This window comes from Streptomyces sp. NPDC016845 (assembly GCF_044332585.1).
Lineage (GTDB): Bacteria > Actinomycetota > Actinomycetes > Streptomycetales > Streptomycetaceae > Streptomyces.
Genome location: NZ_JBIRPI010000001.1, coordinates 13776 through 32674 on the forward strand (window position 1 = coordinate 13776; position 18899 = coordinate 32674).

The following is an 18899-nucleotide window of genomic DNA, read 5'->3' on the forward strand; positions in this document are numbered from 1 at the left end:
ACACGCTCGAAAGGCGCCCCCGTGTCCATCGGCAACTCCCCTGAAGACGACCGTCCTTCGGAAGACAGCGCTCCGCGCGCGGACGACGGGCCCTCGATCGGCCGCGCCCTGCAGCAGGCACGTATCGCCGCGGGCCTGACCGTCGACGAGGTCAGCCAGTCGACCCGGGTGCGCGGCCCGATCGTGCACGCCATCGAGGCGGACGACTTCTCCCGCTGCGGTGGCGACGTGTACGCGCGCGGCCACATCCGCACGCTCGCGCGCGCGGTGGGCCTCGATCCCGCACCGCTGCTCGAGCAGTACGGCGCCGAGCACGGCGAGCCGGCCGCGCCGACGCCCGCCACCCCGCTGTTCGAGGCCGAGCGCATCCGCTCCGAGCCGCGCCGGCCCAACTGGACGGCCGCCATGGTCGCCGCGATCGTGGCCGTCATCGCGTTCGTCGGCTACACCGTGGTCAGCGGTGGTGACGACGACGGTGGCAAGCAGCAGGCGGCCGAGGGCGCCACCCCAGCCACCAGCAAGCCCGCCACCAAGCCGAGCCCCGGCAAGAAGCCCGTCGACCCCAAGCCGGACCCCTCGGACAGCGCCATCGCGGCGGCCCCCCAGGACAAGGTCACGGTGAAGCTCAACGCGTCGGACGGGCGCAGCTGGATCTCCGCCAAGGACCACAACGGGCGGACGATGTTCGACGGCGTCCTCGAGCGCGGCCAGTCCAAGACGTTCCAGGACAGCACCAAGATCGATCTCGTCCTGGGCGACGCCGGTGCCATACAGCTGTACGTGAACGGGAAGCAGATCGCGGACGAGTTCCAGCCCGGCCAGGTCGAGCGGCTCACGTACACCAAGGGTGATCCGGAAGTCGGCTGACAAGCAGCTCAGGGGCGCTTCCGGGGCGCTCCCGGAACCCTCCCGGCGAGGGCTGTCGGTGGAACGAAGTAGTCTTGAGTCCATGCCCGAACGCCGTACCGTCGCACTTGTCACCCTTGGCTGCGCCCGTAACGAGGTGGACTCGGAGGAGCTCGCAGGCCGCTTGGAGGCGGACGGCTGGGAGCTCGTCGAGGACGCCGAGTCCGCGGATGTCGCGGTCGTGAACACCTGTGGCTTCGTCGAGGCCGCCAAGAAGGACTCCGTCGACGCCCTGCTCGAGGCCAATGATCTCAAGGGCCACGGCAGAACCCAGGCCGTCGTCGCCGTCGGCTGCATGGCCGAGCGGTACGGCAAGGAGCTCGCCGACGCGCTGCCCGAGGCCGACGGCGTGCTGGGCTTCGACGACTACGAGAACATCTCCGGCCGCCTGCAGACCATCCTCGCGGGCGGCAGTGTGGAGGCCCACGCCCCGCGCGACCGGCGCAAGCTGCTGCCGATCAGCCCCGCCGAGCGCCAGGAGGCCGGTGCCGGGATCGCGCTGCCCGGCCACGCCCCGGCGGACCTGCCCGAGGGCCTCGCGCCCGCGTCCGGGCCGCGCGCGCCGCTGCGCCGCCGCCTCGACGGGGCGCCCGTCGCCTCGGTGAAGCTGGCCTCCGGCTGCGACCGGCGCTGCTCGTTCTGCGCCATCCCCTCGTTCCGCGGCTCCTTCATCTCGCGCCGTCCCAGCGACGTGCTGAACGAGACGCGCTGGCTCGGCGAGCAGGGCGTCAAGGAGGTCATGCTGGTCTCCGAGAACAACACCTCGTACGGCAAGGACCTGGGCGACATCCGCCTCCTGGAGTCGCTGCTGCCCGAGCTGGCCGCCGTCGACGGGATCGAGCGGGTCCGCGTCAGCTACCTCCAGCCCGCCGAGATGCGCCCCGGCCTCATCGACGTCCTGACCGGCACCGACAAGGTCGTCCCGTACTTCGACCTCTCCTTCCAGCACTCCGCGCCCGGCGTGCTGCGCGCGATGCGCCGCTTCGGCGACACCGACCGGTTCCTGGAGCTGCTGGACACCATTCGGAGCAAGGCGCCGCAGGCCGGTGTCCGCTCCAACTTCATCGTCGGCTTCCCCGGCGAGTCCGAGGCGGACTTCGCCGAGCTGGAGCGCTTCCTGAACGGCGCGCGCCTCGACGCCATCGGCGTCTTCGGCTACTCCGACGAGGAGGGCACCGAAGCGGCCACGTACGAGAACAAGCTGGACGAGGACGTCGTCGCCGAGCGCCTCGCGCGCGTGTCGCGCCTCGCCGAACAGCTGGTGTCGCAGCGCGCCGAGGAGCGGCTCGGTGAGACGGTGGAGGTGCTCGTCGAATCCGTCGACCCCGAGGACGGGATCGTCGGCCGCGCCGCCCACCAGGCGCCCGAGACCGACGGGCAGGTGCGGCTCACGGGCGGCGCCGGGCTGAGCGTCGGCCGTATGGTCGAGGCAAAGGTGATCGGGACCGAGGGCGTGGACCTCGTAGCGGAGCCGTTCGACAGGCTTGAGGAGGCGGGCAGATGACCGGAGTCCCGGCATCCGCCACGGGCGGGACCGGCACGCCGGCGCCCGGCGGCAAGCTGGGCACTGCGGCCGTCGACGAGGCCAGCCTGTGGAACGTCGCCAACCTCCTCACCATGGTGCGGCTGCTGCTCGTGCCCGGGTTCGTGGTGCTCATGCTGGCCGACGGCGGGTACGACCCGGTGTGGCGGGCCTGGGCCTGGGCGGCGTTCGCCGTCGCGATGATCACCGACATCTTCGACGGGCACCTGGCGCGTACGTACAACCTGGTCACCGACTTCGGAAAGATCGCCGACCCCATCGCCGACAAGGCGATCATGGGCGCGGCGCTGATCTGTCTGTCCTCGCTCGGCGACCTGCCGTGGTGGGTGACGGGCGTCATCCTCGGGCGTGAGCTCGGGATTACGCTGATGCGTTTCCTCGTGATCCGCTACGGGGTCATTCCGGCCAGCCGCGGCGGCAAGATGAAGACGCTCGCGCAGGGCACGGCCGTCGGCATGTACGTCCTGGCGCTGACCGGGCCGCTCGCCACCTTCCGGTTCTGGGTGATGGCGGTGGCGGTCGCGCTGACCGTGCTGACCGGGCTCGACTACGTACGGCAGGCGGTCGTGCTGCGGCGGGCCGGCCTCGCGGAGGCGGCGGCCGCCGCGGCGGTCTCCCAGGCGGCGGTCGCTCAGGCGACCGAGGGGCCGGGGGTCGTGGACCCGGAGGCGGTGGAACAGGCGGCTGTCGAGTCGGCGGCCGGAGAGCCCGCGGCCGGAGAGCCCGCGGCGGTGGAGCAGCGGGTCTCGGGACCGGCCGCTGTCGAGCCGGCGTCGTCGTCGGAGGCGGCCGAGAAGTGACCGACGAGGCTGTCGAGGTGCTGCGGCTGCTGACCGGGCGGGGGGAGACCCTCGCCGTGGCCGAGTCGCTGACCGGTGGCCTCGTCGCGGCGGAGCTGGTGGCGGTGCCCGGGGCCTCGAAGGCCCTGCGCGGCTCGGTCACCGCGTACGCGACGGAGCTGAAGCACCAGCTGCTCGGTGTCGACGCGGACCTGCTCGCCGAGTACGGGGCCGTCCACCCGGACGTCGCGCTGCAGATGGCCGCCGGGGTGCGCGAGGCGCTCGGCGCGGACTGGGGCATCGCGACGACCGGCGTCGCCGGGCCCGAGCCGCAGGACGGACAGCCCGTCGGCACCGTCTACGTGGCGGCTGTGGGGCCCGGAGCAAGCGTTGCGAAGGGAACACGGAATTTCGCTGGTAGCCGCAAAGTGCTCGAGCTGCGGTTGAACGGCGAGCGCATGGAAATCCGTAGGGAGAGTGTACGCAGCGTGCTCGGCCTGCTCACGGAAGAGCTGGTCGGAGGGCATTCCGGCGAACGTACTGAGAATGCGCGGGCACAGGATACGGAACAGAACGGGGGGTTTTGATGTTTGCAGCCCTGAGTGAACACGACATCGCTCCCCGCACGGCCGCGGCACGAGGCGGTACGGTGGGGCGTGAAGGATGCGGCTACGCGGTCCGAGGAGGGAGCCACCGATGATTCTGCTCCGTCGCCTGCTGGGTGACGTGCTGCGTCGGCAGCGCCAGCGCCAGGGCCGTACTCTGCGCGAAGTCTCCTCGTCCGCCCGAGTCTCGCTCGGCTATCTCTCCGAGGTGGAGCGGGGGCAGAAGGAGGCTTCCTCCGAGCTGCTTTCCGCTATCTGCGACGCGCTTGACGTACGGATGTCCGAGCTGATGCGCGAGGTGAGTGACGAGCTCGCTCTCGCGGAGCTGGCCGAGTCGGCAGCAGCGGTCCCGTCGGAGCCGGTGCGCGCACCGGTCCGTCCGATGCTCAATGCTGTCTCCGTGACCGGTGTCCCGCCGGAACGGGTGACGATCAAGGCGCCTGCCGAGGCGGTCGACGTCGTAGCGGCGTAACGTCTCGCTCGCGCGGTGTGAAGCGAGCGCCATGTGCAAAGGGGAAGCCCCGGCCGGTCATCGGCCGGGGCTTTCGCTTGTCTCTCCTGTGTCCGGTTGTGTGCATCTGTGCCATCGTGGATCGTGATTCCCAGCCGGCCGGCCGTGCGGTCGACGCGGAGGTACCCGGAGGTTCGTCGTGAAGAGTCCGCTGTCCGATGCCGACTTGAAGACCGTGGCCGAGGCGTTGCAGGGCGCACTCGTGGACCTGGTCGATCTCTCGCTCGTGGCGAAGCAGGTCCACTGGAACGTGGTGGGGCCCCGGTTCCGGTCCGTGCACCTTCAGCTCGACGAGGTCGTGGACAGCGCGCGGCTGCACTCCGACACGGTGGCCGAGCGGGCCTCGACGCTGGGCGTCCCGCCGGACGGGCGGGCCGCGACGGTCGCGGCGAGCAGCGGTATCGCCACCGTCGCCGAGGGCTGGGTGAAGGACACGGACGCCGTCGGGACGCTCGTGGAGGCGCTCGGCGCGGTGATCACGCGGATGCGGGACCGGATCCGGGCCACGGGCGAGGCGGACCCGGTGAGCCAGGACATGTTCATCGGCATCACGGCCGATCTCGAGAAGCACCACTGGATGTTCCAGGCGGAGAACCGCGGCTGAGACCGGCGCTCGTCGGCCCGGCGGGGCGGCTGGCTGTGCGCGTGCGAGGTCCGGGGACGGGCGGAGGTGAGTGCGGTCGTGGCGAGGCGGCTGCCGCGGTGGATACCGGGCGTGGTGCTCGGCGGGCTGTGGTGGTGGGCCGTCCTGCGGCTGGCGCTCACGCCGGACGCGGGGGTGTTCGAGGGGGCGGTCACCTTCGGCGGGTGGGGCCTCAGTCTGCTGCCGGTACACGCGTTGCCGAAGGGGCGGGCGGCCGGGGTCGCGGGGGCGCAGGGGCGGTCGGGCGCACGGTGGGTACGGGCCCGGGCCAGGCGGGCGGGACGGGGGGTTCGGGTGAGGGTTTGGGAGCGGGGCGGTAGGGGGGCGGGGCGGTAGGGGTGGAGTCGTGTGCTTGGAGTGCTGCCGTGGGGTGGCAGGGGCTGAGGCGGTAGGGGTGGGGCCGACTGCTTGGAGTGCTGCCGTGTCGCGGCGTGGGGGCGGGGCGGTGGGGGGAGTCGTGTGCTTGGGGCGCTACGAGCGCTGCCGTGGGGCGGTGGGGGTGGAGTCGCGTGCTTGGAGTGTTGCCGTGGGGCGGTAGCGGTGGAGTCGTGTGCTTGGTGTGTTGTCGTGTCGCGGCAGGGGGTCGGGGCAGTGGTGTGGCGGTCACCAGGGCATGGTGACGCCGCCGTTCGGGCGGAGGATCTGGCCCGTGGTGAAGGATGAGGCGTCTGAGGCCAGGTGCAGGACCGCATGGGCGATGTCGGCCGGGTCGCCGACCCGGCCGAGCGGAGCCATCCGTTCCATCAGGGATTCCGTGTGGGCCTGGGCGCTCGCGTCGTGGCGGGTCGTCATCGGGGTGCGGATCCAGCCCGGCGCCACCGCGTTGACGCGGATGCCGTGCGGGCCGACCTCCGTGGCCAGCGTCCTGGTGAGCTGGACGACGGCGGCCTTGGCGGCGCCGTAGCAGAGCAGACCGGGGCCGCCGGTGTCGATCGCACCCGAGGCCATCGTGATCAGGGAGCCGCGGGTGCCGGCCGCGATCATCGTGCGGGCCGCTTCCTGGCATGCGTGGAGGACGCCCTTGAAGTTGATGGCGAGTACGCGGTCGAGGTCCTCGTCACGGGTCTCCAGGACGGGGCTGTTGTGCATGATCCCTGCGATCGCGGCCAGGATGTCCAGCGTTCCGGTCTGGGTGGCCGCCGCCGCGACGGCCTCGGCGACCTGGGCGCGGTCGGACACGTCCAGGGTGTGGGTGTGCGCCGTGCCGCCGTTCTCCTTGATGAGCGCGGCTGTCTCGTCCAGGCCCTGTACGTCACGGTCCGCGCAGTGCACGGTGGCGCCCGCCTCGGCGAGCAGCGTGGCCGACGCGCGTCCGATGCCGCTCGCCGCGCCGGTGACGAACGCGGTGCGGCCGGTGAGGTCGTACGCCTTTACGGGCATGAGGGGACCGTAGAAGCTGACCTGACGGGCCGTCAATTGGCGTGCGGCGGTTGCCCGGTGGGAGCCGTGGTCACCTGGCCGGGTGGGGGCCCGGCTGGCAGGTGGGGCACCAGTAGGTCGGGCGTTCGCGGGAGCCGTCGCCCTGTTCGGCCACGCGGATCGAGGTGCGGCAGCGCATGCAGGGGCGTGAGGCGCGGCCGTAGACGTACAGGCGTTCGCCGGGACGGGCGCGGCCGGTGGTGACGCGGTTGGGGCGCTCCCTGTTGAACTCCAGGAGTTTTTTGGAGAGCGGGACGATGTGCTCGACGGCCTCGGGGGGCAGTTCGCCGACCGGGAGCCACGGGGTGACGCCCAGGAGGAAGCAGATCTCCGACTTGAAGACATTGCCCACGCCCGCGAGGTTGCGCTGGTCGAGGAGGGCCTCGCCGACGGCGCGGGCGGGGTCCTGGACCAGGTTGGCCAGCGCCTTCTCCGGGTCCCAGTCCGGGCCGAGCAGGTCGGGGCCGAGGTGGCCGACGACCTTGGCCTCCTCGCTGGTGCGGATCAGTTCGAGCACGGGGAGGCGGTAGCCGACGGCCGCGTGCGACTTGTTGGCGAGGATCGCCCGGATCTGGAACGCGGGGCCGCCGCGCCAGCGCTCGCCCGGCGCGTAGATCTTCCAGGAGCCGTCCATCCGCAGGTGCGAGTGGAGGGTGAGGTCCCCCTCGATGCGGGTCATCAGGTGCTTGCCGCGCGAGATGACCTCCATGACCTCGCGTCCGGCCAGATCCGCCGTGGCGAACCGGGGGACCCGCAGGTCGGAGCGGATGAGGACCTGCCCCGCGAGCGCGGTGTGCAGCCGCTTGGCGGCTTGCAGGACGGTGTCTCCTTCGGGCATGGGATCAGCGTAGGCGGCGCACCGGCGTGACGGCGGGCGCGCACGGTGCGGGTGATCTTGTCGGGGTGGCCTCAGGCACGCAGGCGCAGCCCCCTCGGCGTCGCATGGAAGCCCGCTCCCTCAAGGAGTGGGGCGTACGGGGACGTCAGCGCCGCCTCGCCATTGATGCGCTCGACGGTGATCGTGCCCAGGGCGCCCGTACGGGCCGATTCGGCCAGGGAGCGGGCGGCGGCGGGCAGGCGGGGATCGTCGGCGAGCTGGGACGCGGACGGTGCGGCGGTGTCGGACTCGGTGGCGGGCCAGGCCAGGAGGCTCTTGCCGCCGCGCTCCATGTAGAGCGTCAGCTCGCCGTCGACCAGGACGACCAGGGAGCCCGCCTTGCGGCCCGGCTTGTGGCCCGCGCGCGCGGGCGGCTCGGGCCAGGGGAGGGCCGCGCCGTACGCGCTGGCGGGGTCGGCGGCGGCCATGACCAGGGCGCGCGGGGCGGCGCCCTTGGCGGCTGGGGCGTCGGACCGGGCGAAGGGGTCGGGCGGGGGCGCGCCGCGCTCCTGGGCGTTGGCCGCCGCGCGCAGGCGGTCCACCGCGCCGTCCATGGCGAACTGGGCGGCGCCGAGCCCCTCCACCACATAGCCGCGCCTGGCCTGGCCGCTCTCCTCGAAGACGGACAGGATGCGGTACATCGCCGAGAAGCCGCCCTCCACGCCTTCGGCGGCGACCGCGCCCCGGGTGACGACGCCGTGCCGGTCCATGAGGGTGCGGGCCAGGGCGTGGGCGCGCACGGTCGGGTCGGGTTCCTGGGCGGGCAGCAGCGACCAGCGTCCGGCGACGGTGGGCGGGCCGGTGCGCGAGGTGGCCCGGGCGGCTGCCGTGAGGCTCCCGTAGCGGCCGCGCGGGACGGATCTGCGCGCGCGATGGGCGGTCGAACCGGCGGTGCGGCCCGAGCCGAGGAGCGCGCGCATCGGGGCGAGCGTGTCGTTGGTGAGCCGGCCCGACCAGGCCAGGTCCCACAGCGCGTCGGCCAGCTGCGGATCGGTGGCGGTGAGAGGGGCGCCGTCCTGGCCCTCTGTTGCGGCGCGGACCTGGTCGGCGATCTGGCGGAAGAACAGGCCGTAGCCGCCGGACAGGCTGTCCAGGACCGCCCGGTGCAGCGGCGTCAGCTCCAGCGGGTGCGGAGGTGGCAGCAGGAGCGGGGCGGTGTCGGCGAGGTAGAGGGAGACCCAGCCGTCCTTGCCGGGGAGCGAGCCCGCGCCCGCCCACAGCACCTCGCCCGACGCCGTGAGCTCGTCGAGGAGGGCCGGCGCGTAGCCGGAGACGCGGGAGGGCAGGACCAGCTTCTCCAGGGCGGAGGCGGGGACGGAGGCGCCTTGCAGTTGCTCGACGGCGCGGACCAGGCCGTCGATACCGCGCAGGCCGTGACCGCCCAGATGCTGCCACTGGGGCAGGAACTGAGCGAGCGCGGCAGGTGGTACGGGTTCGAGCTCGTGCCGCAGCGCGGCGAGGGAGCGGCGGCGCAGGCGGCGAAGGACCGCGGCGTCGCACCACTCCTGGCCGATGCCCGCAGGGTGGAACTCGCCCTGCACCACCCTGCCGTTCGCCGCAAGGCGCTGCAGAGCGCCTTCCGTGACCGCCGCACCCAGGCCGAAACGGGCCGCGGCCTGCGTGGACGTGAACGGCCCGTGCGTGCGCGCGTAGCGGGCGAGAAGGTCGCCGAGCGGGTCCTTGACCGGCTCCGTGAACGCCTCGGGGACACCGACGGGCAGCGCCGTGCCGAGCGCGTCGCGCAGGCGGCCCGCGTCCTCGATCGCCGCCCAGTGCTCGGTGCCCGCGATCCGGACCTGGATGGCCCGCCGCGCGGACGCGAGGTCCTCGGCCCAGCCGGTCTCGGCGCCGCGCTCGGCCAGCTCGGCGCCGGTCAGCGGGCCCAGGAGGCGCAGCAGGTCCGCGACGCCCTCGACGTCCTTGATGCGGCGGTCCTCGGTGCGCCACTGCAGCTCCTGCTCGAGCTCGGCCAAGACGTCCGCGTCGAGCAGCTCGCGCAGCTCGGCCTGGCCGAGGAGTTCGGCGAGGAGCCGGGAGTCCAGGGAGAGCGCGGCCGCGCGGCGCTCGGCGAGCGGGGAGTCGCCCTCGTAGAGGAACTGCGCCACGTAGCCGAACAGGAGGGAGCGGGCGAAGGGCGACGCCTCGGGGGTGGTGACCTCGACGAGGCGGACCTTGCGGGACTCGATGTCGCCCATCAGCTCGCCGAGGCCCGGTACGTCGAAGACGTCCTGGAGGCATTCGCGCACCGCCTCCAGGACGATCGGGAAGGAGCCGAACTCGCTGGCCACCTGGAGCAGCTGCGAGGCGCGCTGCCGCTGCTGCCACAGGGGCGTGCGCTTGCCGGGGTTGCGCTTGGGGAGGAGCAGCGCGCGCGCGGCGCACTCGCGGAAGCGGGAGGCGAACAGGGCCGAGCCGCCGACCTGGTCGGTGACGATCTGGTCGACGTCCCCCTTGTCGAAGGCGACGTCGGCCGCGCCGATGGGCGCCTGCTCGGAGTCGTACTCCAGGCCCGGCTTGGAGGGCTCCTGGTCGAGGAGGTCCAGGCCCATCAGGTCGGCGTCGGGCAGGCGCAGGACGATGCCGTCGTCGGCGTGCATGACCTGCGCGTCCATGCCGTACTTCTCGCTGAGCCGGGCGCCGAGGGCGAGCGCCCAGGGGGCGTGCACCTGGGCGCCGAACGGAGAGTGCACGACGACGCGCCAGTCGCCCAGCTCGTCCCGGAAGCGCTCGACCACGATGGTGCGGTCGTCCGGGATGTGGCCGCACGCCTCACGCTGCTCGGCCAGGTACGACAGCACGTTCTCCGCGGCCCAGGTGTCCAGGCCCGCCTCGGTGAGGCGCACGCGCGCGTCGTCGGGTTTCTGCGAGCCGACCTCGCGCAGGAACGCGCCCACCGCGCGCCCCAGCTCGAGCGGGCGGCCCAGCTGGTCGCCCTTCCAGAACGGGAGGCGGCCGGGGACGCCGGGCGCGGGGGAGACGAGGACGCGGTCGCGGGTGATGTCCTCGATGCGCCAGGAGCTGGTGCCCAGGGTGAAGACGTCCCCGACGCGGGACTCGTAGACCATCTCCTCGTCGAGCTCGCCGACGCGGCCGCCGCCCTTCTTGGGGTCGGTACCCGCCAGGAAGACGCCGAACAGGCCGCGGTCGGGGATCGTGCCGCCGGAGGTGACGGCCAGGCGCTGGGCCCCGGGGCGGCCCGTGACCGTCCCCGCGACGCGGTCCCACACCACGCGCGGGCGCAGCTCTGCGAAGGCGTCGGACGGGTAGCGGCCCGCGAGCATGTCGAGGACGCCGGTGAACGCCGACTCGGGGAGCGAGGCGAAGGGGGCCGCCCTGCGGGTGAGCGCGAGGAGGTCGTCGACCTGCCAGGCGTCCATGGCCGTCATCGCGACCAGCTGCTGGGCGAGCACGTCGAGGGGGTTGCCCGGGACGCGCAGCGACTCGATGGCGCCGGAGCGCATCCGCTCGGTCACGACCGCCGACTGCACGAGGTCGCCGCGGTACTTCGGGAACACGACGCCCGTGGAGACGGCGCCCACCTGGTGGCCCGCGCGTCCCACGCGCTGCAGTCCTGAAGCGACGGACGGCGGCGACTCCACTTGGACGACCAGGTCGACGGCGCCCATGTCGATGCCCAGCTCCAGGCTGGACGTGGCGACGACGGCGGGCAGCCGGCCCGCCTTCAGGTCCTCCTCGACGAGCGTGCGCTGCTCCTTGGAGACCGAGCCGTGGTGCGCGCGGGCGAGGATCTGCGGGGCGCCCGTCGCCGCCCCGGAGCCGCCCATCAGCTCGGCGGGGGAGTGGTCCTCGGGCAGCGCCTCGCCGGTGGCTCGCTCGTAGGCGATCTCGTTCAGCCTGTTGCACAGGCGCTCCGCCAGTCGCCGTGAATTGGCGAAGACGATGGTGGAGCGGTGGGCCTCGATGAGGTCCGCGATGCGCTCCTCCACGGACGGCCAGATCGAGGGGCGCTCGGCCCCCTGGTCGGAGTCGGCCACCGGGGAGCCGCCCAGCTCGCCCAGGTCCTCGACCGGGACCACCACGGAGAGGTCGAACCGCTTGCCGGACGGCGGCTGGACGATCTCCACCTTGCGCTGCGGCGACAGGTAACGCGCCACCTCGTCGACCGGGCGGACCGTCGCGGACAGGCCGATACGGCGGGCCGGACGCGGCAGCAGTTCGTCCAGGCGCTCCAGGGAGAGCGCCAGATGGGCGCCGCGCTTGGTACCCGCCACCGCGTGCACCTCGTCCACGATCACCGTCTCGATGCCGGTCAGCGCGTCCCGCGTGGCCGACGTCAGCATGAGGAACAGCGATTCCGGCGTCGTGATCAGGATGTCCGGCGGGCGCGTGGCAAGGGCGCGGCGCTCGGCGGGCGGGGTGTCACCGGAGCGGATGCCGACCTTCACCTCGGGCTCGGGCAGCCCGAGGCGCACGGCCTCCTGGCGGATCCCGGTCAGGGGGCTGCGCAGATTGCGCTCCACGTCGACGGCGAGCGCCTTCATCGGTGACACGTACAGAACGCGGCAGCGCTTCTTCGGATCGGCGGGCGGAGGCGACGAGGCCAGCTGGTCGAGGGCGGCCAGGAACGCGGCGAGCGTCTTGCCGGAGCCGGTCGGCGCGACGACCAGCACGTCCGACCCCTCGCCGATCGCCTGCCAGGCCCCGGCCTGGGCGGGCGTGGGCGCGGAGAAGGCCCCCGTGAACCAGCCGCGGGTCGCGGGGGAGAACCCACTGAGGGCGCCGTGGGTGCTGGAGCCGTCGTCGGCTCCCTGCCTGGACCTGACCATGCCCCCATCCTGCACCCCACCACTGACAACGGCCTTGACCTGCGGAAACGACTGGTTCATCAGGGTGAAGTGGCGCAGAATGGAGGGATGGCGGGGAACGGGGAGTGGGCACGGCACTGGCGCTACGAGCGGCTGCCCGGCCTCGACCTGCTGCGGGCCCGCTACCTCCGGCACACCTTCCCGCGCCACAGCCACGACGGCTATGTCCTGGGCGCGGTGACCCGCGGGATCGAGGAGATCGGTCTGCCGGACCGCACCCTGCACGCCGGTCCCGGCACCGTCGTCATGATCAATCCAGAGGTGGCGCACACCGCGCGCGCGGGCGGGCCCGACGGCTGGTCGTACTTCACGCTCTACCCCTCCGCGCAGGTCGTCACCGAGATCGCGGCGGAGACGACCGCGGCGCGCGGGACCGTCGGCTTCGGCGAGACCATGGTCACCGATCCGCGCGCGGCGCAGCTGATACGCGAGGTGCACCGGGCCGCCGAGCAGGGCAACGCACTGGCCGCGGACAGCCTGCTGCGGATCGTGCTCGCCCGGCTGCTGCGGGACCACGGCCGGGTGCTCGCCCCGCGGCCGCGCCGGTCGGCCGGGGCGACGGCGGCGGCGCGCGCGCGTGAGGTCCTGGAAGGGAGCCTGGCCGATCCGCCGTCCCTGGAGGCGCTCGCGGCCGGCCTCGGTGCCAGCCCGTTCGCCCTCCTGCGCGCCTTCCGCGACGCCTACGGGATGCCGCCGCACGCCTGGCTCACCAACGCGCGCGTGCGCGTGGCCCGGCGGCTCCTCGAGAAGGGCGAGGCGCCCGCCGATGCCGCCGTGACTGTCGGGTTCACCGACCAGCCGCACCTCAACCGGCACTTCACGCGGATCGTCGGGGTGCCCCCAGGGGCGTACCAGCGCGAGCGCAAGAACGTACAAGACCGCTGACGGGCGCCCTCATAGGGTCCGAGGCGTGGCAGAACAGACAACACCCACTGACATACGAACCCCGGACGGGGCACCTCCCGGGCACGACGCCCACGCGGGCAAGTCCGACGGAGCCGTAGTCCGGGACGCGCTCGGCGTCGGCGTCGCCGTCGGCCTCTCCGGATTCGCCTTCGGCGTGACCTCGGCCGGCGCCGGGCTCACCGTGCTCCAGACGTGCGCGCTCAGCCTTCTCGTCTTCACCGGGGCCTCGCAGTTCGCGCTCGTCGGCGCGCTCGCGGGCGGCGGCAACCCGTTCACCGCCGCGGCGGGAGCGTTCTTCCTCGGCGTGCGCAACGCGTTCTACGGGCTGCGCCTCTCCCAGTTGCTGGCCCTTCCGCGCGCGGTGCGGCCGTTCGCCGCGCACTGGGTCATCGACGAGACGACGGCCGTGGCGCTCGCCCAGCCGACACGGCGCGGCGTGCGCATGGGCTTCACCGTCACCGGGCTGACCCTGTACGTCCTGTGGAACCTGACCACGCTGCTCGGCGCCCTCGGCGCCGAGGCCATCGGCGACACCGACGCCTGGGGGCTCGACGCGGCAGGACCCGCCGTCTTCCTGGCGCTCCTCGCGCCGATGGTGAAGAGCGCCAGGGAGCGTGCCGTGGCGGCGATCGCCGTCGTGCTCGGCCTCGGACTGCTGCCCGTGCTGCCCGCCGGCCTGCCTGTCCTGGTGGCCGCGCTCGCCGCTCCGGCCGTGCTCTACGTGGAGGGGCGGCGCCGGGGCAGCACGGACGACGCCGCGCAAGGAGGAGACCGATGAACGTCTGGATCGCCGTCGCCGTCACCGCGGTGGGCTGTTACGCCGTCAAGCTGATCGGCCTCCTGGTGCCCGCGGGCGCCCTGGAGCGCCCTGTCGTGAAGCGACTGGCCGCCTTGTTGCCCGTAGCGCTTCTTGCCGCGCTCACGGCGCAGCAGACGTTCGCGGACGGACGCGTTCTGATCCTGGACGCCAGGGCCGCCGGAGTGGCCGCGGCCGCCGTCGCGCTGCTGCTGCGCGCACCGTTCCTCGTGGTCGTCGGCGTCGCCGTGGTCGTCACGGCGGGGGTGCGGGCGATCACCGGGTGACGACAGGAGGCGTCCGTACGCGAGCGGGGTGACTACAAGGGGCGTCCGTACGCGCGCAGGGTGCGCAGCGCCTCGATCGTCACCATGGGGCGCGCCTCCAGGGCGACGACGGGCGCCCACTGGCGCCAGTTGACCGGCCAGCCGCCGTCCTCCCGCTGCTCGCTCTCCAGATGGTCGAGCGCGCGCGTCATCTCCTCGTCGGTGAACCAGGAGCGGGCCAGCGACTCCGGGGCCCGCGCGTAGTCGTACGGGAAATGGTGCTCACCAGGCGCGTAGCCGGGGGCGAGCGGACAGTCGTCCTTGCGCTCCGGATCGAGCACCGCGAGGCGCTGCTCGCGGACCAGGCGGCCGAGCCGGTCCGCCGCCGCACGCGCGCGTGAGCGGTCCGGCACCCCGTCCAGGAAGGCGACGGCCGCCTCGATCTCGTACGGATGCGACCGCGTCAGGGAGTCGACGGCCGCCCAGCAGAACTCGGTGGCCCGGAAGAGCCAGGCGTGCCACACCTCGTTGCGGTGCAGCAGGCCCACCACCGGGCCGGTGGCGAGCAGTTCGCCGGGCGGGTCGTTCACGACCGGTACGAACGGGGCGTGCGGGTAGCCGTGCTGGCTGGGACGCACCGCCGGGAGGGCGCCTTCCGGGGTGGAGGCGACGGTCAGATAACGGCACACCCGCTCCGCGCGCTGCCCCGCGCACCGCCCGATCGTGTCCAGGACGCGCAGCGCGTACCCGGCGTGCAGGGGCTGGCTCGCGGGGCCGCGCAGATCGGGTTCGAGACCGTGGCCGTAGCCGTCGTCCGCGGTGCGGTAGGCGGCCAGGGCGGTCTCGACGGCGTCGGCCGCGGCGGGCGCGGTCTCCAGGAAGTGATAGGCGAAACGGCGCTGTTCCAGGACGCGCGCGGTCAGCCAGACGAACGATTCGGCGCGGGAGAGCGGTGAGGACGCCGACGGCGATGAGGGGAGTGGGGAAGCTCCGGTTTCGGCCATGCGTCGACCGTAGGACGCGACAGCGCCCCCGGAACGCCGCACCGGCCGGGCCCCACCCTCAGGGGCGGGATACTGGACGCATGCGGTTGACGGTTTTTTGGCAGCGGATGGCGGATCACTTCGGACCCGGGTACGCGGACACCTTCGCGCGCGACCACGTGATGACGGGGCTCGGCGGGCGCACCGTGCACGAGGCGCTCGACGCCGGGTGGGAGGCGAAGGACGTCTGGCGCGTGGTGTGCGCGGCGATGGACGTGCCCGCCGGGAAGCGCTGATCCGTGGTGCGGGATCCGGGGCGGTCACCGATCGCCCGCGGGGTGGGCGAGACTGGCCCCGTGGCAGCGACTGACGAGACCATCCCGGTGACGGCCGACGTGACACCGCCGGGCACGACGCCTCCCGAGCAACCGCCTGGACCGGCGCCGCTCCCGCGCGCGGGGATGCCGCGCTGGCTGCCCCGCGCCATGGTGCTCGCTCTGGCCCTCATCGCCTGTTTCCGGCTCGGCACGTGGGCCTTCCACCAGGTCACCGGGTTGCTGATCAACGTGCTGATCGCGTTCTTCCTGGCGCTCGCCGTGGAGCCCGCGGTGAGCTGGATGTCGGCGCGCGGCCTGCGCCGGGGCCTCGCCACCGGTCTCGTCTTCCTCGCGGTGATGGTCGCGGGCGCGGGCTTCGTCGTCCTGATGGGGTCGATGCTCGCGGGCCAGATCGTCGACATGGTCGAGGACTTCCCGAAATACCTCGACCAGGTCATCAGGTGGGTCAACTCCACGTTCCACACGGAGCTCAACCGCGTCGAGGTCCAGGACAGCCTGCTGCACTCGGACTGGCTCCAGAAGTACGTCCAGAACAGCGCGACCGGCGTCCTCGACGTCTCCGCGCAGGTGCTCGGCGGCCTCTTCCAGCTCCTGACCGTCACCCTGTTCTCGTTCTACTTCGCCGCCGACGGGCCGCGGCTGCGGCGCGCGCTGTGCTCGGTGCTGCCGCCCGCCAAGCAGGCCGAGGTGCTGCGAGCCTGGGAGATCGCCGTCGACAAGACGGGCGGCTACCTGTACTCGCGCGGCCTGATGGCGCTGATCTCCGGGATCGCCCACTACATCCTGCTGCAGGCGCTCGGCGTGCCGTACGCGCCGGTGCTCGCCGTGTGGGTGGGGCTCGTCTCGCAGTTCATCCCGACCATCGGCACCTACCTGGCGGGCGCGCTGCCGATGCTGATCGCCTTCACCGTGGACCCCTGGTACACGCTGTGGGTGTTCATCTTCGTCGTCGTGTACCAGCAGTTCGAGAACTACATGCTGCAGCCGAAGCTGACGGCGAAGACCGTGGACATCCACCCCGCGGTCGCCTTCGGGTCCGTCATCGCGGGCACGGCGCTGCTCGGTGCCGTGGGCGCGCTGATCGCGATCCCCGCCGTCGCGACGCTGCAGGCGTTCCTCGGCGCGTACGTGAAGCGGTACGACGTCACCGACGACCCCCGGGTGCACGGGCACCGCAGGCGCGGCGGGGCCTCGATCCTGGCCCGCGCCCGGCGCGCCCTGCGGGGGCCGAACGAGCCGAACGCCGAGGACCACCGGCAGGCGCCCTAGACGCCCGTGGGCGGGCGGCACGCCCCCTGCGTGGTGCGCTTGACACCAAAATCGAACATCCATTCTTATGGGTGAGCCTCGAGTTATCCACAGGCGGGACGGGCGTCGAGGCCGATTGTCAGTGGCAGGCGTTAGCGTCTTTGACGTGAAGCGATCGACACAAGCAAACCGGGTGGAACCCATGGCAGGAACCGACCGCGAGAAGGCGCTCGAAGCCGCACTCGCACAGATTGAACGGCAATTCGGCAAGGGCGCAGTGATGCGCATGGGCGAGCGTCCGAACGACCCCATCGAGGTCATCCCCACCGGGTCGACCGCCCTCGACGTCGCGCTCGGCGTCGGCGGCATCCCCCGCGGCCGCGTGGTGGAGGTGTACGGCCCGGAGTCCTCCGGCAAGACGACCCTCACCCTGCACGCCGTGGCCAACGCCCAGCGGGCGGGCGGCGCGGTGGCCTTCGTGGACGCCGAGCACGCCCTCGACCCCGAGTACGCGAAGAAGCTCGGCGTCGACATCGACAACCTCATCTTGTCCCAGCCGGACAACGGCGAGCAGGCCCTCGAGATCGTCGACATGCTGGTCCGCTCCGGCGCCCTCGACCTCATCGTCATCGACTCCGTCGCCGCGCTCGTGCCGCGTGCGGAGATCGAGGGCGAGATGGGCGACTCGCACGTGGGTCTGCAGGCCCGTCTGATGAGCCAGGCCCTGCGCAAGATCACCAGCGCGCTCAACCAGTCGAAGACCACCGCGATCTTCATCAACCAGCTCCGCGAGAAGATCGGTGTGATGTTCGGCTCCCCGGAGACCACGACCGGTGGCCGGGCGCTGAAGTTCTACGCCTCGGTGCGCATGGACATCCGTCGCATCGAGACCCTCAAGGACGGTACGGACGCGGTGGGCAACCGCACCCGCGTCAAGGTCGTCAAGAACAAGGTCGCGCCGCCCTTCAAGCAGGCCGAGTTCGACATCCTCTACGGCCAGGGCATCTCCCGCGAGGGCGGCCTGATCGACATGGGCGTGGAGCACGGCTTCGTCCGCAAGGCCGGCGCCTGGTACACGTACGAGGGCGACCAGCTCGGCCAGGGCAAGGAGAACGCGCGCAACTTCCTGAAGGACAACCCCGACCTGGCCAACGAGATCGAGAAGAAGATCAAGGAGAAGCTGGGCGTCGGTGTCCGCCCGGAGGAGCCCTCCGCCGAGCCCACCGCGGACGCGGTGGCCACGGCCGTGGCCCCGGCCGAGGACGCCGCCAAGACGGTGCCCGCGCCCAAGGCCGCCAAGTCCAAGGCCGCGGCGGCCAAGAGCTAGTCCGTGACACGACGAACCGACTGGGCCGAGTACGACGCCCGTCCCGCCGCCTCCCAGGGCCGGGGGCGCGGGGGCGACGAGACGCACGACGGCGCGTACGACGCCGCCGCGTACGGCGAGGACGGGTACGGAGCCGGGGCGGGGGACGGTGCGGCGGACGGGCCGCCGCGTGGTGGAGGGCGTTCGCGCGGTGGGGCCGGACCACGTGGACGCCGGCGCCGGGGCGGATTCGGGGATCCGCCTGGCGCCGCACAGGACGACGGCCCTCCCGACCCGTCGAGGGCCGGGCGGGGGGAACCGTCAGGGGACCCGGCGGAGCGGGCACGGAACATCTGTCTGCGCCTGCTCACCGGGACCCCGCGCACGCGCAGGCAGTTGGCCGACGCGCTGCGCAAGCGGGACATCCCGGACGAGGTGGCGCAGGAGGTGCTGTCCCGGTTCGAGGAGGTCGGGCTGATCAATGACAGCGCCTTCGCGGACGCCTGGGTGGAGTCCCGCCGCCACGGCCGGGGTCTTGCCCGCCGCGCGCTCGCCCGTGAGCTGCGCACCAAGGGGGTGGACTCCACGGTGATCGACGAGGCGGTCGGTCGGCTCGACGCCGAGAGCGAGGAGGAGACCGCCCGCGAACTCGTCGCCCGCAAGCTCCGCTCCACCCGCGGCCTCGACCGCGACAAGCGGCTCCGCCGGCTCGCGGGGATGCTGGCACGCAAGGGGTACTCCGAGGGCATGGCGCTGCGGGTGGTGCGCCGGGCGCTGGAGGAAGAGGGGGAGGAGACGGAGGACCTGGGGTTCGACGAGTAGGGGCGCCTTTCCAGCGGCCCCTCACCGGTAGCCCAGCCGCCTCAGCGGTGATCCTGCCGCTTCAGCGGTGACCCTGCCGCTTCAGCGGTGATCCTGCCGCTTCAGCGGTGATCCCGCCGCCTCAC

At 72.8% G+C, this 18899-nt stretch carries 17 protein-coding genes; 13 read left to right on the plus strand and 4 right to left on the minus strand.

Annotated elements, in window-relative coordinates; genetic code table 11:
* The first annotated feature begins 21 nt into the window (after positions 1-21).
* The 6 genes from ACH4RC_RS00040 to ACH4RC_RS00065 all read left to right on the plus strand — a co-directional run bounded on the left by ACH4RC_RS00040 (position 22) and on the right by ACH4RC_RS00065 (position 4948).
* Positions 22-867 (plus strand): helix-turn-helix domain-containing protein, encoded by an 846-nt coding sequence (locus ACH4RC_RS00040; RefSeq protein WP_398193106.1) that lies wholly within the window; start codon positions 22-24, stop codon positions 865-867.
* 82 nt (positions 868-949) lie between these two features.
* Positions 950-2410 carry a 30S ribosomal protein S12 methylthiotransferase RimO gene (gene rimO / locus ACH4RC_RS00045; RefSeq protein WP_398193108.1) on the plus strand — a complete coding sequence of 487 codons (1461 nt, stop codon included), beginning with the start codon at positions 950-952 and terminating at the stop codon, positions 2408-2410.
* On the plus strand, positions 2407-3249 hold the full coding sequence (gene pgsA, locus ACH4RC_RS00050) for a CDP-diacylglycerol--glycerol-3-phosphate 3-phosphatidyltransferase (RefSeq protein WP_398193110.1): 843 nt from the start codon (positions 2407-2409) through the stop codon (positions 3247-3249). Before rimO ends, pgsA begins: the two co-directional genes overlap by 4 nt.
* Positions 3246-3815 carry a CinA family protein gene (locus ACH4RC_RS00055; protein ID WP_398193112.1) on the plus strand — a complete coding sequence of 190 codons (570 nt, stop codon included), beginning with the start codon at positions 3246-3248 and terminating at the stop codon, positions 3813-3815. Before pgsA ends, ACH4RC_RS00055 begins: the two co-directional genes overlap by 4 nt.
* Positions 3816-3924: 109 nt before the next feature.
* On the plus strand, positions 3925-4305 hold the full coding sequence (locus ACH4RC_RS00060; RefSeq protein WP_324769056.1) for a helix-turn-helix transcriptional regulator: 381 nt from the start codon (positions 3925-3927) through the stop codon (positions 4303-4305).
* A 178-nt stretch (positions 4306-4483) separates the two neighbouring features.
* On the plus strand, positions 4484-4948 hold the full coding sequence (locus ACH4RC_RS00065) for a Dps family protein (protein ID WP_398193113.1): 465 nt from the start codon (positions 4484-4486) through the stop codon (positions 4946-4948).
* A 642-nt stretch (positions 4949-5590) separates the two neighbouring features.
* Here ACH4RC_RS00065 and ACH4RC_RS00070 read toward each other — a convergent pair.
* The 3 genes from ACH4RC_RS00070 to ACH4RC_RS00080 all read right to left on the minus strand — a co-directional run bounded on the left by ACH4RC_RS00070 (position 5591) and on the right by ACH4RC_RS00080 (position 12070).
* Positions 5591-6367, minus strand: coding sequence for an SDR family NAD(P)-dependent oxidoreductase (locus ACH4RC_RS00070; RefSeq protein ID WP_398193114.1), 777 nt, complete (start codon positions 6365-6367; stop codon positions 5591-5593).
* A gap of 70 nt (positions 6368-6437) precedes the next feature.
* Entirely contained in the window at positions 6438-7244 is an 807-nt protein-coding gene (locus tag ACH4RC_RS00075) for a DNA-formamidopyrimidine glycosylase family protein (RefSeq protein WP_398193116.1), read from the minus strand.
* Between the two features lie 71 nt (positions 7245-7315).
* Positions 7316-12070 carry an ATP-dependent helicase gene (locus ACH4RC_RS00080; RefSeq protein ID WP_398193118.1) on the minus strand — a complete coding sequence of 1585 codons (4755 nt, stop codon included), beginning with the start codon at positions 12068-12070 and terminating at the stop codon, positions 7316-7318.
* A gap of 87 nt (positions 12071-12157) precedes the next feature.
* Here ACH4RC_RS00080 and ACH4RC_RS00085 point away from each other — a divergent pair, with 87 nt between their 5' ends.
* Genes ACH4RC_RS00085 through ACH4RC_RS00095 form a run of 3 tightly spaced genes read left to right on the plus strand, consistent with a single transcriptional unit; the run spans position 12158 to position 14098 of the window.
* Positions 12158-12994: an AraC family transcriptional regulator gene (locus ACH4RC_RS00085; RefSeq protein WP_398193120.1), complete on the plus strand. Its 837-nt coding sequence runs from the start codon at positions 12158-12160 to the stop codon at positions 12992-12994.
* 25 nt (positions 12995-13019) lie between these two features.
* Complete coding sequence (locus tag ACH4RC_RS00090) at positions 13020-13793, plus strand: AzlC family ABC transporter permease (RefSeq protein ID WP_398193121.1); 774 nt, start codon at positions 13020-13022, stop codon at positions 13791-13793.
* The gene (locus ACH4RC_RS00095) at positions 13790-14098 is read left to right on the plus strand and encodes an AzlD domain-containing protein (RefSeq protein ID WP_398193123.1); all 309 of its coding nucleotides are present in this window, start codon (positions 13790-13792) and stop codon (positions 14096-14098) included. Before ACH4RC_RS00090 ends, ACH4RC_RS00095 begins: the two co-directional genes overlap by 4 nt.
* Before the next feature lie 32 nt (positions 14099-14130).
* Here ACH4RC_RS00095 and ACH4RC_RS00100 read toward each other — a convergent pair whose 3' ends face one another.
* Positions 14131-15081 (minus strand): hypothetical protein, encoded by a 951-nt coding sequence (locus tag ACH4RC_RS00100; RefSeq protein ID WP_398193125.1) that lies wholly within the window; start codon positions 15079-15081, stop codon positions 14131-14133.
* Between the two features lie 80 nt (positions 15082-15161).
* On the opposite strand from ACH4RC_RS00100, the gene ACH4RC_RS00105 reads away from it, so the two are divergent.
* The 4 genes from ACH4RC_RS00105 to recX all read left to right on the plus strand — a co-directional run bounded on the left by ACH4RC_RS00105 (position 15162) and on the right by recX (position 18774).
* On the plus strand, positions 15162-15356 hold the full coding sequence (locus ACH4RC_RS00105; RefSeq protein WP_398193127.1) for a DUF3046 domain-containing protein: 195 nt from the start codon (positions 15162-15164) through the stop codon (positions 15354-15356).
* A gap of 60 nt (positions 15357-15416) precedes the next feature.
* Positions 15417-16667 (plus strand): AI-2E family transporter, encoded by a 1251-nt coding sequence (locus tag ACH4RC_RS00110; protein WP_398193129.1) that lies wholly within the window; start codon positions 15417-15419, stop codon positions 16665-16667.
* Positions 16668-16848: 181 nt separating this feature from the next.
* Positions 16849-17973: a recombinase RecA gene (recA, locus tag ACH4RC_RS00115; protein ID WP_398193131.1), complete on the plus strand. Its 1125-nt coding sequence runs from the start codon at positions 16849-16851 to the stop codon at positions 17971-17973.
* 3 nt (positions 17974-17976) lie between these two features.
* A complete protein-coding gene (gene recX, locus ACH4RC_RS00120) occupies positions 17977-18774 on the plus strand; it encodes a recombination regulator RecX (protein ID WP_398193132.1) in 798 nt (265 codons plus the stop codon).
* The last annotated feature ends 125 nt before the right edge of the window (positions 18775-18899 follow it).